Here is a 13,380-nt window from a genome sequence, read left to right on the forward strand (position 1 = left end):
GGTCAGCGGTTCTCGACGAGGGTGTACGCGCCGCTGCCGCTGTAGGCGTAGATCTGCCAGCGGTAGTAGCCGCTGGCGGCCACATAGGTGATGTTCTCGGTGCTGGTGCTGCCCTCGGCAGCGGCCACGTCCGCCCAGACGCTGCCGTTCCACTTCTGGAGGTACAGGTCGAAGTCAGTCCCGCTGGCGCCGGTCAGGGCGCCCTTCAGGGTGCCGCCCGCGTACTGGAAGTACCCGGAGGTTTTCGGCTCGTAGGCGCTGTACCCGGCGTTCACGCTGCCCTGGTAGGTGGTGCCGGGCGTGGGCGTCGGCGTGGGGGTGGTGCTGCCCGTGCCCACGTACAGGAGTTTGTCGGGGCTGCCATTCAGGTTGGTCAGCTTGCCGGTGGTGGCCGCGTTCAGCAGGGCGGTCTTGATCTGATCCGGGGTGTAGCTGGGATTGGCGGCCAGGACTAGGGCGGCGGCGCCCGCGACGTGCGGAGTGGCCATGCTCGTGCCGTTCCAGGTGGCGCTGCTGATCGCCGTGTCACTGGTGTTGACGGTACTGGTGATGCCCGTCCCGGGTGCAGAGATGTCCACGCACGTGCCGTAGTTGCTGCCCAGGGGGCTGCCGGAAGCGGTGTAACCCCAGTCGTTGGGGTCGGCGCGGCGGTCGGTCTTGGTGGTCGCGCCGACCGTGAACGCCCCGGCGGCGCTGGCCGGGGAGACGTTGCAGGCGTTCTGGTTCTCGTTTCCGGCCGCGATGGCCATGAACAGGCCTTTGCTGTTGGCGTTGGTCACGGCGTCATTCTCGGCCTGGTCCACGCCGCCGCCGAGGCTCAGGTTGGCGATGGCGGTGCCGCTGCCCTTGTTGTTCAGGGCCCAGTTGATCCCGGCGATGATGCCGCTGTTCGAGCCGCGTCCGTCGCAGCCCAGGACCTTCACGGCGATCAATTTCACGCCCTTGGCGACGCCGTAGGTGGTGCTGCCGACCGTGCCAGCCACGTGAGTGCCGTGTCCGCCGCAGTCGGTGTTGTTCCCGTCGCCGGTCTGGTTGCTGCCCCACACGGCGCGGCCCCCGAATTCCTGGTGGGTGACGCGGATGCCGGTGTCGATGATGTAGACCTTCACGCCGCTGGCGGTGGTGCTGTAGGTGTAGCTGCCGTCCAGGGGGAGGTTGCGCTGGTCGGTGCGGTCCAGGCCCCACACGGCGCCGGACTGGGTGGCGGTAGCGCGCGACATGCTGTCCTGCTGGATGTACTTGACGCGCGGGTCACCCTGGAGTTTCGCGACGTTCTGCGCGCTGAGCTTCGCGGCGAAGCCGTTCAGGGCCTGGTCGTAGACGTTCAGGACCGTCACGCCCTGTGGGTTGAGGCCGAGCGCCTGAATGAGGCCGCCGCCCTGACTGGCGAGGCTGCTGGCGGCGGCGCCGTTCATGACGACGATGTACTGGCCGGGAATGGCGTCTGGGTTGCTGGTGCCCAGCAGGGGCGCCTGGGTGTGGGTGCGGGCCGCGCCTTCGGTGGTGGGCAGGCCCGACTGTGGGGTGGCGGCCTGTTGACCGCAGGCGGCAAGGAGGCAGGTGAGGGTGATGGCGGCGAGGGTGGAGCGTGCGTGCATGCGGTTCCTCCTGGGCACCCCTGCGGTGTGCGCCATGGGGTGGCCTGCCCGGTGGGCGGCTGAGCTGACATTGAGCAGACCATTCAGTTCTAGTCGTTCCGTTGAGTGAACCGTTTTGGTTATCTATACAATTTGTTTACCACGGTATGGACCTTCATTTCCCTCGATCACCGTGACCCACCGGCCCGGAACGCACAGTCACGCCGGAAGCTGCTTTCGCCAGACACCTGATGGCTACCGGCGCGCGCAGCCTCTGATCATCAGTCCCCTGCCCAAATGCTCTCCCAGACACTCTCCTCCGCTCCACCCAGCCCCACAACAGACGAGGGAGGGAAGCAGCTGCTTCCCTCCCTGACCGCTGCGCCTCAGAACCAGCGGCGCCGACTGGACTTCCCGACTGCTTTCTGCGCGCCGCTGAGCAGCGAATCAATCAGCCGGTCACGTTTACGGGCGCGGGTGTACTTGCCACGTTTCTTCTGACCGTTGCGGGCCGCCACGATCAGCTCCAGCACGACGGGAGCAGCGGCCAGGATGAGGCCCATCTTGCCGGACTTACTGTTCTTGCGGGTGCGCGTCTTCATGCCCCCAGTACGACATACGGGGCAGGAAAGTTGCTGAAGGCCAGCTCAGGTTCCTTCAGGTTCGGCTGCGGCCCGCCCGGAACCTCCGGCGGCACTCCGGGGGTCCGGAATGACCTGAAGGCGGGTGCCCTCCTGCGTGGTCAGGCAGCCCGGCGTGACACGTCCACGAAATCGGGATGAGGTGGGGCGCGGCGGACGCCCGCGCGCGGGAGGCGCTAGGCTGGGGCATGACCGCAACTGGTGACCGGGTGGAGGAACTTCGTGAGCAGCTCGTGGCGTGGCGGCGGCACCTGCACATGAACCCCGAGGTGGGCTTCGAGGAGCACGCGACCGCCGCGTACATCGAAGCGCAGCTGCGCGCCATGCCGGGCCTGAGCGTCTCGCGGCCCACCGCGACCAGCGTGCTGGCCGTCCTGAAGGGCGGGCAGCCGGGCCGGACGGTGCTGCTGCGCGCCGACATTGACGCGCTGCCCATCCACGAGGAGAACACCTTCGAGTTCGCCTCGCAGAAGCCCGGCGTGATGCACGCGTGCGGGCACGACGGGCACACCGCGATCCTGCTGGGCGTGGCGAAACTGCTCGCCGGGGACGCGGCGCGCGTGCCCGGCGAGATCCGCATGATCTTCCAGCACGCCGAGGAGATTGGGCCCGGCGGCGCAGAGGAACTGGTCATGAACACCCCGCTGATGGACGGCGTGGACGTCGTCACGGGCCTGCACCTGAACAGCCAGCTGCCCGCCGGGGTGGTGGCCGTGAAGCCCGGCGCGTTCATGGCGGCGCCCGACACGATCGAGCTGACCATTCGCGGTAGGGGCGGGCACGGCGCGCACCCCGAGGAGACCGTGGATCCCATTGCGGTGGGCGCGCAGGTCGTCACGAACCTCCAGCATGTCGTGAGCCGCATGGTGGCCGCGCAGGACGCGCTGGTGGTCAGCATCACGAAATTCTCGAGCGGCACCACGCACAACGTCATTCCCGACACGGCGGAACTGATGGGCACGGTCCGCACCTTCGACCCGGCGCTGCGCGAGCGGGCGCCGCAGCTGATTGAGCGGGTGGTCCGGGGCCTGTGCGACGCGCACGGCGCCACGTACGACCTGCGCTACGAGTTCGGGTACCGTCCGCTGATCAACACGGACTGGGTGGCCGCGCAGCTGAAAGCCGTGGCGCTGGACGAGGTGGGCGAGGACCGTTTCCGCGACGCGAAACCCACCATGGGCGGCGAGGATTTCAGCGCGTACCTGGAGAAGGCGCCCGGGGCGTACTTCAACGTCGGTTCGGGCAGCGATGAGGCCGACAGCCGCTGGCCGCACCACCACCCGCGCTTCACGATCGATGAGACCAGCCTGGAGACCGGCGTGCGGATGCTGAGCGCCGCCGCGCTGCGCCTCGCCCAGCCGGAGTAACGCCGTGCTGCTGCCCGAGGCGGTCGCCAAGCAGATCATCGCCGATCACCAGCGCCGACCGCGTCACATCGGGGCGCTGGACGGCGTGGATGGGGTCACGTTGGACAACCCGGGCTGCGGGGATCAGGTGACCGTCTGGGCCGACGTGCGGGAGGGCCGACTGACCGGCCTGACCTTCACCGGGAAGGGCTGCGCGATCAGTCAGAGCAGCGCCAGCCTGATGACGGTCGCGCTGACCGGGAAGACCCTGGCAGAGACCCGCGCACTGGCCGGGCAGTTCCAGGCGATGATCCTAGGCGAGGCCGAGGGTCCAGCCGACCTGGGGGACCTGCTGGCCCTGGCGGGCGTCAGCCGCCTGCACGCGCGGCGCAAGTGCGCGCTGCTCGCGTGGCGGGCGTTGGAGCAGGCGCTGCCGCGCGCCGACTGAGGTTCGCCGCGGGGCTCAGGTCAGGTCGGGGGACGGGCCGAGGCTGGGCCGGGGCGTGACCACCCGGCAGAACACGTCCAGCAGGTCCGGATCGAACTGCGTGCCGCGCCCGCCCCTGAGTACGGTCAGCGCCGCCTCGTGACTCATGGCGCGCTTGTAGGGCCGCTCGCTGGTCAGGGCGTCGTACACGTCGCACAGCGCGAACAGCCGGGCCAGCAGGGGTGTCTGCGTGCCCGCCAGGGCGTCCGGGTACCCGCCGCCGTCCCAGCGTTCGTGGTGATGGCGCACCACCTGCTGCGCGTCCGGATCCAGGAAGGGAATGCGGGCGACCAGGGCCGCGCCCAGCGGCGCGTGCCGCTCGACTACGCGCCGCTCCTCGGGCGTCAGGGCGCCCGGCTTGAGCAGCACCGCGTCCGGAATGCACAGCTTGCCGATGTCGTGCAGCGCCGCGCCGCGGCGCAGGGCCGTGAGCTGCGCGTCACTCAGGTGCAGCGCCTCACCCATGCGCCGCGCGAGGTCCTGCACGCGCTGCGTGTGCCCCTGCGTCTCGAAATCCCGCGCCTCAAGGGCCACGCCCAGCATGTTCAGCGCGGCGTCCAGCGTGATCTCCAGGTCCGTGACGTGCGCGCGGCCCTCCATGACCCGCGCGCCTACGCTGGCCAGCATCTGCGCCAGCGCCTCATCCGGCGCGCGGAACGGCCGGTGCTCATCCCGCAGCAGGCACAGCGCCCCCAGCGGGTCCCCGGTGCGGGACAGCAGCGGCACGACCATCAGCGCGCGCCGGTCCGGGTGACTCGTGGCCGGCCGGTACGCGCCGCGCGCATTCAGGATGTCATCCACGCGGATGACCCTCCCGGACGACAGGGCCCGCCACGCCATGCCCTCACCGCGCGCCAGGGTCGGCGCGGGCTCCTGCGGGTCCAGGAACACCCCGGCCTCCGCGGCGGGCACCAGCGCGTCCGTGTACGGGTCGTAGCGCAGCAGCAGCGTGTACGTGGTGCGCAGCAGGTCATGCGCGGTCTCGGCCAGGTGCGCGCCCAGCTGCTCATCCCCGGCGCGGCTCAGGTCACTGTGCAGGTGCGACAGCTGCTCCAGTTCCCGCCAGCGGTCCTGAAGTTGCAGCAGCGCCGCGATCTGCTGCGCGAACAGCTGCGCGTCCTGCATGACGCCCGGCAGGAACGCCTCCTCGCGCGTGTGCGAATCCAGGTTCAGGTGCGCGACCACCTCGCCGTCCAGCACCACCGGCACGCACAGGTTGCTGCGCAGCCGGTCCCGGTGCCCGGCGTCCCGCAGCAGCAGGCTGGCCCGGTCCCCGAGCACCTCGCCTTCCTCCACCCAGGCGCGCTGCATGGCGGTCATGTTCGCCACGCGCGGCCGGCCCTGCAACCACTCGGCCAGCGGACCGCCGTACCAGCGCAGTTGCACGGCCTCCGTGAACTCCAGGCCCAGCAGCTCCGGGTCGTAGCCGACCACCGCGCACATCCGGAAGCGGTTGCCCTCGCGGATGTTCAGGCTGGCGGCCTCCACGCCGTCCAGGGTGTCCACCGCGCTGCGCAGCACCAGCAGCCAGTCCGCGCCCGTCAGCGGGCGCCGCTGCGTCATGAGGCTCACGGTGGTCCGCTGCGCCTGCCACAGCGAGTGCCGCGGGCGGATCTCCGCCTGTGGGGCCGCAGGCGCGGGCGGACGCGGCGCGTTCGGGCTGAGGACCAGGCGGCTGCGGCCATTGGCTTTCGCCACGTACAGCGCCTCATCCGCCCGGTGGCGCAGCTCGCCCGGCTGCTCGCGCGGCAGGCGCGTGGCGAGCCCCGCCGAGAGGCTCAGGTTCGCCCACGGCACCTCCCCCCGGTCCGCGAGCCGCACCTGAATGCGCTCCACGACAGCGCGCGCCTCGGTCTCGCTGCCCAGGTCCAGCAGCAGCGCGAACTCCTCCCCGCTCAGGCGGTACGCGCCGTCCGGCACCTCATCCCGCAGCACCTGCGCGATGTACTGCAGCGCCCGGTCCCCCACGGCCGCCCCGTGGTTCTCGTTCAGCAGGCGGAACTGATCCACGTCCAGCAGCACCAGCTGCTGCCCCGGCTCCAGCCGCGCCAGGTGCTCATCGAACGCCTGCCGGTTGCCCAGGGACGTCAGCTCGTCGCGCCGCGACTGCTGGCGCGCCTCGAACGTCAGGCGCAGCAGGCGCAGCCGCGTGTGCAGCACCACCAGCGCCGCCAGCGTCGCCAGGCCGTGCATCCCCAGCATGCCCAGGTACAGCCACCACGCGATGGGCCGCGCGCCCGGCACCACGAACACCGCCAGGCCCACTCCCAGGTACGGCACGAACAGCAGCGGCCACGCCAGCGGCTGCAACTGGGTCAGGCGCAGCCGCGAGCGCAGCACACCCGCCAGCACCAGCACCGTCAGGGCGTTCGTGAGCGCCACCGCCCCACCCACCGGGGATTCCAGCAGGCGCCACGCCACCGGCGCCAGCGCCACCAGCGCCCCGGCCGCCACCCCGTACCGCATGGTGACCAGCGCCACCGGCACGTACCGCAGGTCCACCTTCAGGTCCCCCAGCGGCGCGCTGTACCACACCAGCAGCCCCGACGTGACGGCCGAAATCAGGATCCGGGCCGCGTGCAGCCACCACGCGCGACGCACCGGCCACTCACGATAGGAGAGGCTGAGCACGAACGTGCAGGTGAGCAGTAGGCAAAGATTCAGCAGCACAACGACCCCGACTGTCAACGAAGCGTAGCAGTCCCACCCTGACACCGCTCACACAGGACTCTGGCGTGAACGCTCACAGCATAAAAGCAGCGGGAGGGCCCGCGCGAGCCCCCCGCCCAGCACCGGGTGCGGTCAGCGGCCCCGGAGGGTGCCCTGCACGGCGCTCATGAACTCCGCGCGCGTGCGGGCGTCACTCTTGAACAGGCCGCGCATGGCGCTGGTCGTGGTGCTGCTGTTCTGCTTCTGCACGCCCCGCATCGCCATGCACAGGTGCACGCCCTCCATCATGACGGCCACGCCCTTGGGCGCCAGCAGGTCCTGCACGGCGTCCGCGACCTGCGTCGTGATGCGCTCCTGCACCTGCAGGCGCTGCGAGTACAGGTCCACGATCCGCGCGAACTTGCTCAGGCCCAGAATCTTCCCATCCGGGATGTACGCCACGTGCGCCCGCCCATAGAACGGCAGCATGTGGTGCTCGCACATCGAGTAGAACTCAATGTCCTTCACGATCACCATCTCGCTCCCCTCGGCGGCGAACACGCCCTCACCCACCGCGTCCTCCAGGGTGCGCCCGTACCCGGCGGTCAGGAACCCCCAGGCTTTCGCCACGCGGTGCGGCGTTCTCACGAGCCCCTCGCGGTCCGGGTCCTCCCCGACCGCGCCCAGCCACTCGCGCGTCAGGGCGCTCAGGCCCGGCACTTCCCCCTGATCATCGGGGCGTTTCACTGATTCGGTCGTCAACGTCCTCACTCCTTTCCCGGCCCGGCCCCTCAGGCCAGCCCAGCACGGCAATGCCGCGAGTCTAGGCGAACGCCCCTCGCGGCACTGTCAACTGCATCCCCGGCCCTCACCCGCAGGTAGCCGGGCCATGAGATCAGGTCCAGCTGACCTGACCGTACGTCTGCTCACGCGCCGGGCCCGCCGAGAAGATCACCACGGGGCAGCCCACGGTCTCCTCGATCAGGTCCAGGTACGCCTGCGCTTCCTTCGCGAGCGTCGCGCGGCTGTCAGCGCCGTCCGTGGTCGCCCAGCCCTTCATCTTCTTCCAGACGGGCTGACCGTCCGCGTCGTACGCCACGCAGACCGGGATTTCCTCCAGGCCCGCCAAGATGTCCATCTTGTTGATGACCAGCCCGTCCAGGCCGTTCACGTCCACCGCGTACTTCAGCAGCGCCAGGTCCAGCCAGCCCACCCGGCGCGGACGCCCGGTGGTCGTGCCGTACTCATCCCAGGGCTTGCTGCCGTCGCCACGCAGGCGCAGAATCCCGGCCTCGTCATGCACCTCGGTCACGAACGGCCCGTGCCCGACGCGGGTGTTGAAGGCCTTCGCCACGCCGTACACCTTGTGAATGGCCTTATGGTTCACGCCCGCACCCACCAGGATGCCGCCCACCGTGGGGTGGCTGCTGGTCACGAAGGGGTACGTGCCGTAGTTCAGGTCGAGCAGGGTCGCCTGCGCACCCTCGAACAGCACGTTCCGGCCCTCCTTGATGGCGTCCCGCAGTTGCGCGCCGGTGTCCTGCACGAACGGCGAGAGCGCCTCGCGCACCGGCGCCAGGGCCTCCATGGCCACCTGCACGCTCGTCCAGCCTGCGTCACGGGTGCTGTTCGGCTTCGCTTCCAGCAGCCGCTCGACCCGCTCAGTCAGCACGCCGTCATCCAGCAGATCACCAAAGCGGATGCCAACGCGGCGCGCGCGGTCCGCGTACGCCGGGCCAATCCCGCGCCCGGTCGTGCCCACGAAGTCCTTGCGGCCATCCACGAACTTGTGATGAGGCAGCACCAGATGCGCCCGGTCACTGATCCGCAGGTCCGGGTTCAGGCCACCCGCGATCAGGTTCCGGCGTTCCTCCAGGAACTTATCCGGGTCGATCACCATGCCGTCGCCCAGCACGCTGACCGTCCCGTCGTGCAGCACGCCGCTGGGCAGCAGGTTCAGCTTGAACGTCTGCCCCTTCGCGGTCACCGTGTGCCCGGCGTTCGCGCCACCCTGGTAGCGCACCACGAATTCGGCTTCCGGCGCGAGAAAATCCGTGATCTTCCCCTTGCCCTCATCGCCCCACTGGGCGCCCACAATTGCAATTCCAGGCATCTCAGCCCTCCGGCCACGCGCACAGACTTGCCCTTCCCGCCAGACCGAAGCCCGGCAAAAAAAACACGGCGCGCAGCACCGTGCCTCAGTGTACGGGAAATGTCAGGCCACCCGGCAGGACTTGTTTACCCGGGCCGGACAGGAGGCACTCAAACCCTGTCACAACCCGTGCGCCGTTCAGGTGTCTTCGCGCTCTGTAGATCCTCTTCCCTCTCTGAAGTGCTCATGCGGGCGGTACGCACTGGTGAACCTCCCGATAAAGCCCGGCGTGGTCTGGTCAGCACGTTTGGCACGAAACGGCGTGTTGGTAACCGCCCAGTCATACATCCCTTCACCCAGCGGATATGAGGTCAGCAGTCCGGTCAGGCCATAACGCCGAATCCAGTTCTCGGCCTGCTCGCGGGTGGAGAACACGCCTGAGGCCAGGCGGGCCTCCTGACCATGAAAGACCCAGACTTCCATCACATCACTTCTCCCGTCAGCGTGAGCACCAGTCTTCTCGGGCCGCCGTGGTCGCGGTGTTCGCAGAGATACACGCCCTGCCACGTGCCCAGCGCGAGGCGGCCATTCTGGACGGGAAGGGTCAGGCTGGGGCCCAGGAGGCTGGCCTTGATGTGCGCGGCCATGTCGTCCGGGCCCTCCAGGGTGTGCTGGAAAGGCGCCCAGCCGTCGGGAACGGCGTGGTTGAAGTACGTCTCGAAGTCGCGGCGGACGTCGGGGCTGGCGTTCTCGTTCAGGGTGAGGCTGGCGCTGGTGTGCTGAATGAACACGTGCAGCAGTCCGGCGCGGGTGCGCCCCAGTTCTGAAATGGCCCCGACAATCTCGCGGGTGATGAGGTGAAAGCCGCGCCGCCGTTCGGGCAGGGTCAGGGTGTGCTGGGCCCACATGCCCTCAGGGTACCTTCAACGGTCCGGGTTCTTTGCGGCGGTTTAACCGGGGGGACGCACCGTGAGGCATGACGCCCAGACCCCCTGCCCGCCCACCCCTGAAGCTCTTTGACGCGCGGCGCGCGACCGGCACACTGCTGCTGCTGACCGGGAGCCTGTCGCTGGGCCTGACGACGCTGTGGCTGGACCGCAGTGCGCACGCGACCTCGGCGCAGACGGCCACGCAGCCAGATTCCACGGACACCTGGGCCAGTGCCTCCGCGCAGGATGACGGGTGGCAGGACAGTGACGACTGGGGGCAGGCCGCGCCGCAGAGTTCGTTCGACTCGCAGCCCGCGCAGAGTTCGCGTGGCTGGTCGCGGGGGTCGTGAGATGACCGCCCCGTCCTGCCCCGACCTGAGCCTGCGCGCGCTGGGCACCGAGGTTCGCGCGCAGGGGGCCGGGGCGTTCGCGGCGCTGCGTGAGGTGCGCCGCCTGGAACGCCTGCTGACCCGCTTCCGGCCCTCACCGCTGACGGAGCTGAACGCCTGCGGGGAACTGCGCGACCCGCCCGCCGACCTGCGGCTGGCGCTGACGCACGCGCTAGACGTGGCCCACCGCACGCGCGGCCTGATCACGCCCGCCGTGCTCAGCGCCCTGGAAGCCGCCGGGTATACCACCGCGCCCGGAGCCGGGCCCAGGCGCCCCGCTGCGCCCGTGCCGGGGCTGGACGTGCTGGCGGGCGTGACGGTGCACGACGACCTGATCCGCCTGCCGCGCGGTGTGCGGCTGGATCTGGGCGGCACCGCCAAGAGCTGGATCGCCACGCAGGCCGCCCGCTGCCTGACCGGGGACGCGCTGCTGGACGCGGGCGGGGACCTGCACGCGCAGTTCACGCAGCCCGGCACGCTGGGCGTCCGCACCCCGGACGGGTCGCCGCTGTTCCTGAACGTCGGCTCGGGCGTCAGTGGCGTGGCCACCAGCAGCGTCCTGACGCGCGCTTGGGCGGGCGGGCATCACCTGATCGATCCGCGCACCGCCCGCCCTGCCGTCACGCCGTGGGTGCAGGTCACGGCCGTGGCGGGCCGCGTGACCGTCGCGGAAACCCTGGCGAAACTGGCGCTGCTAGGCGCAGACGACCTGCTGCGCGACCTCGCCCCGCCTGGCACGCGACTGATCGCGTTCGATGACGCGTACCGCGCCCACACCTGGGAAGACGGCTCGTGGGGCAGGTGGGCCGCATGACCACCCGTCCGCCCAGCAGACCTAGCGTGAACAGCGTGCTGGACGACGAACGCAACACGACCCTGACGGCCACGCTGCTCCTGATCTTCGCGCTGGCCTACCTAGCGTGCTGGCTGCACCTCGGGCCGCACACCCTGGCGTGGAGCCTCAACCGCGCCACCGGCACCGTCGCGTACCTGCTGCTGGCCGTCACGACCGCCACCGGGGCACTGCTGGGCAGCCGCTCCGCCCCCGCGTGGCTCAGCCGCGCCCAGCAGGCCGGCTGGCACGGCATTGCCAGCGGCTTCGCCCTCGCCCTGGGCACGCTGCACGGCCTCCTGCTGACCGTGGACGCCACGTACCCGCAGTCCCTGCTGGCCGTCCTGATCCCCGGCGCGAGCCGCGTGCTGCCCCTCCCGGTCGCGCTGGGCACCCTGGGCCTGTACGGACTGGCGCTGGTGATCCTCAGTAACCGCGCCCGGCGCCGCCTCAGCCCCCGCGTGTGGAAGGCGCTGCACCTCACGGCGTACCCCGCCTTCGCGCTCCTCACCGCGCACGGCGTCACGGCCGGCACCGATCAGCTGGGGCCGCTGTACGCCACGTCCGTGGCCCTCGTGGCCTTCACCTTCGGCCTGCGCCTGCTGGAAGAAACCGGGAAACGCCGCGCCGCACGCTGAAGACCCGCCCCCTGGTCCCCTCACCGTGACTGGTCGAGGGGACCTTCATCTGCCGTGTACCCGTTCCGTCCGGCACGCAACAGCCGACACACCGGCCACCGCTGCTTCTCTTCCAGATTGCCCGCCTGATCGAGGTTCACCCAGCAGGCGAGGCGTGCTGCCGTCGCCTCCTGAGAGCGGCGTCGCAGAATGGCCTGCACCCACTCCTGCGCGGCTCTGTCAGCGACCTGACCGCAGGGCATCGTTGACCGATTCCAGCAGCAGTTCACCCAGGTAGAACTCGGTCGCCCGGTCGGCGAAGTGACTCGCATGTTCCCGTTAGAAGGCGGCGAAGTTCTGAGCCCGGTGCGGATCGGCGTTGACGATGCCCCAGTCCTGTTCAGGCCATCCATACAGGAGTGACAGGCTGCGCCCAGCCTGCTTCTGAGCCATGACCTGAACTGTACCGGCAGAAGGGCCGCCCGGTCCTGACGGCTCCGGGCGGCGCGGTGGGTGGTGCGTCAGCGGGCGAGGCCGACGGTCAGGGTGGCCGAGTAACCCTTGGTGGCGTTGCCGGTGATCGTGGGCAGCTGCGTGGCGGCCCCATCGCTGAAGATGTTGTCGCGGCTCAGGCTGGTCTGGGTCAGGAAGCGGGCGCTGCTGCCGTAAGCCGCCTGGGTGTACGCCTGCTGGCACAGGGCCTGCGGGAGGGCCAGCTGTGAGGTCTGAACCTTGTTCCTGGCGCTCGTGGCGCTGGCGAGGGTGGGGTACACCTCGAAGTGAATGTGAGGCCAGCGGCCGGGGTAGCAGCCGGGCACGATGGTCTGGAAGGTGACGTTGCCACCCGCGTCACTGGCCTGCACGCCGCGCAGGTAGTCCTCGCTGACGACGGGGGCGCTGTACATGCTGTAGTTGCCGTCGGCGGTGCAGTGCCAGACGTACACGGCGTACCCGCGCAGGGGGGCGCAGCTGCCGCTGACGTTGACGAGTTTCAGCGTGAGGGTCAGGGGCACGCCGGGGGCCACGTTGCCGGTGCCGAGGCTGCGGCGCAGGTCGCGGCGGACGATACCGCTGCGGGTCAGGACGTTGAGGCTCTGACCGCTGGCGACCGAGCCGTCAGCGGGGTACGGCCCGGCGGTTTCGGTGGGCATGACGGTGCACGCGGCGCTGGTGCCGGTGGCGGCGCTGACGCGGTTCCCGGCGAGCAGCCCGATGCCGAGCAGGCCCAGCCCCAGCACGTGGCGGCGGTCGAGGACGCTGCGGCTCAGCATGTTCGCGTCCGCCTGGAGGCCCAGGTTGTTCAGGTCGTCGTGGTGATCGTGGTCGTCGGCGGGGTACGGGCGGATCGGCTCGTTCATGGGGGCTCCTGCGCGCCGCGTGGAGATGGGGGCGCTGCACCGTGAGAGTAGGCACGGTTGGTTAATCCAAGGGGTACGACCTCACTCAGAGGCGATGCACCCGCAGGAATCATGCGACCCAACACGATCAAGCACAGAGAGGTTGGTTCTCTTACCCCACTACGGCCTGAATAACCCAATAGAAAGCAATCGATACCATGGCCAACAAAGCTGACGGCACACCAGTCCACATAAGTCTTGTCTTTCGCGCGACGACGACACCGTAAGCAATCCCATAGGCAGGAATTAACGGAAGACATAACGCAATGGCCTCAGAGTAGAGCAAAGGCCCAGTAAACACGATGAGGAATGTGATGGGGTACATCAACATGAGTATCAGAAGGACAATTTCCCATCTTCCAGCTTGAATAGGGCGGGATTTCGCCCATCCGATACAGAGTGGCAGCATCTGAAGTGCAGAGAA

Annotated in this window: 13 protein-coding genes; 5 read left to right on the forward strand and 8 right to left on the reverse strand. The window is 69.5% G+C overall.

Features of this window, described 5'->3' with window-relative positions; translation table 11 throughout:
* Positions 1 to 2: 2 nt before the first annotated feature.
* On the reverse strand, positions 3 to 1,598 hold the full coding sequence (locus IEY63_RS13450) for a S8 family peptidase (RefSeq protein ID WP_189069529.1): 1,596 nt from the start codon (positions 1,596 to 1,598) through the stop codon (positions 3 to 5).
* 365 nt (positions 1,599 to 1,963) lie between these two features.
* Entirely contained in the window at positions 1,964 to 2,179 is a 216-nt protein-coding gene (locus IEY63_RS13455; RefSeq protein WP_189069646.1) for a hypothetical protein, read from the reverse strand.
* A 227-nt stretch (positions 2,180 to 2,406) separates the two neighbouring features.
* Here IEY63_RS13455 and IEY63_RS13460 point away from each other — a divergent pair, with 227 nt between their 5' ends.
* Entirely contained in the window at positions 2,407 to 3,585 is a 1,179-nt protein-coding gene (locus IEY63_RS13460) for a M20 family metallopeptidase (RefSeq protein WP_189069530.1), read from the forward strand.
* 4 nt (positions 3,586 to 3,589) lie between these two features.
* Positions 3,590 to 4,012, forward strand: a complete 423-nt coding sequence (sufU, locus tag IEY63_RS13465) for a Fe-S cluster assembly sulfur transfer protein SufU (RefSeq protein ID WP_229784707.1) — start codon at positions 3,590 to 3,592, stop codon at positions 4,010 to 4,012.
* Between the two features lie 15 nt (positions 4,013 to 4,027).
* Here the strand turns inward: sufU and IEY63_RS13470 are convergent, their stop codons facing one another.
* From IEY63_RS13470 to IEY63_RS13490, 5 genes are all read right to left on the reverse strand, one after another.
* Positions 4,028 to 6,721 (reverse strand): HD domain-containing phosphohydrolase, encoded by a 2,694-nt coding sequence (locus tag IEY63_RS13470; RefSeq protein WP_189069531.1) that lies wholly within the window; start codon positions 6,719 to 6,721, stop codon positions 4,028 to 4,030.
* A 132-nt stretch (positions 6,722 to 6,853) separates the two neighbouring features.
* Positions 6,854 to 7,462 carry a GTP cyclohydrolase I FolE gene (folE, locus tag IEY63_RS13475; protein ID WP_189069532.1) on the reverse strand — a complete coding sequence of 203 codons (609 nt, stop codon included), beginning with the start codon at positions 7,460 to 7,462 and terminating at the stop codon, positions 6,854 to 6,856.
* Between the two features lie 133 nt (positions 7,463 to 7,595).
* On the reverse strand, positions 7,596 to 8,813 hold the full coding sequence (locus tag IEY63_RS13480; protein WP_189069533.1) for an adenylosuccinate synthase: 1,218 nt from the start codon (positions 8,811 to 8,813) through the stop codon (positions 7,596 to 7,598).
* Between the two features lie 177 nt (positions 8,814 to 8,990).
* Entirely contained in the window at positions 8,991 to 9,275 is a 285-nt protein-coding gene (locus tag IEY63_RS13485) for a DUF7710 domain-containing protein (protein ID WP_189069534.1), read from the reverse strand.
* Positions 9,275 to 9,700, reverse strand: a complete 426-nt coding sequence (locus IEY63_RS13490; protein ID WP_189069535.1) for a secondary thiamine-phosphate synthase enzyme YjbQ — start codon at positions 9,698 to 9,700, stop codon at positions 9,275 to 9,277. The genes IEY63_RS13485 and IEY63_RS13490 overlap by 1 nt, the downstream gene beginning before the upstream one ends.
* A 68-nt stretch (positions 9,701 to 9,768) precedes the next feature.
* Here IEY63_RS13490 and IEY63_RS13495 point away from each other — a divergent pair, with 68 nt between their 5' ends.
* Genes IEY63_RS13495 through IEY63_RS13505 form a run of 3 tightly spaced genes read left to right on the forward strand, consistent with a single transcriptional unit; the run spans position 9,769 to position 11,580 of the window.
* Positions 9,769 to 10,071 carry a hypothetical protein gene (locus IEY63_RS13495; protein ID WP_189069536.1) on the forward strand — a complete coding sequence of 101 codons (303 nt, stop codon included), beginning with the start codon at positions 9,769 to 9,771 and terminating at the stop codon, positions 10,069 to 10,071.
* A 1-nt stretch (position 10,072) separates the two neighbouring features.
* A complete protein-coding gene (locus IEY63_RS13500) occupies positions 10,073 to 10,924 on the forward strand; it encodes an FAD:protein FMN transferase (RefSeq protein ID WP_189069537.1) in 852 nt (283 codons plus the stop codon).
* A complete protein-coding gene (locus IEY63_RS13505; protein ID WP_189069538.1) occupies positions 10,921 to 11,580 on the forward strand; it encodes a ferric reductase-like transmembrane domain-containing protein in 660 nt (219 codons plus the stop codon). The genes IEY63_RS13500 and IEY63_RS13505 overlap by 4 nt, the downstream gene beginning before the upstream one ends.
* A 500-nt stretch (positions 11,581 to 12,080) precedes the next feature.
* Here IEY63_RS13505 and IEY63_RS13510 read toward each other — a convergent pair whose 3' ends face one another.
* Positions 12,081 to 12,917 (reverse strand): intradiol ring-cleavage dioxygenase, encoded by an 837-nt coding sequence (locus tag IEY63_RS13510; protein WP_229784708.1) that lies wholly within the window; start codon positions 12,915 to 12,917, stop codon positions 12,081 to 12,083.
* Positions 12,918 to 13,380 lie beyond the last annotated feature (463 nt).

This window comes from Deinococcus radiotolerans, assembly GCF_014647435.1.
GTDB lineage: Bacteria > Deinococcota > Deinococci > Deinococcales > Deinococcaceae > Deinococcus > Deinococcus radiotolerans.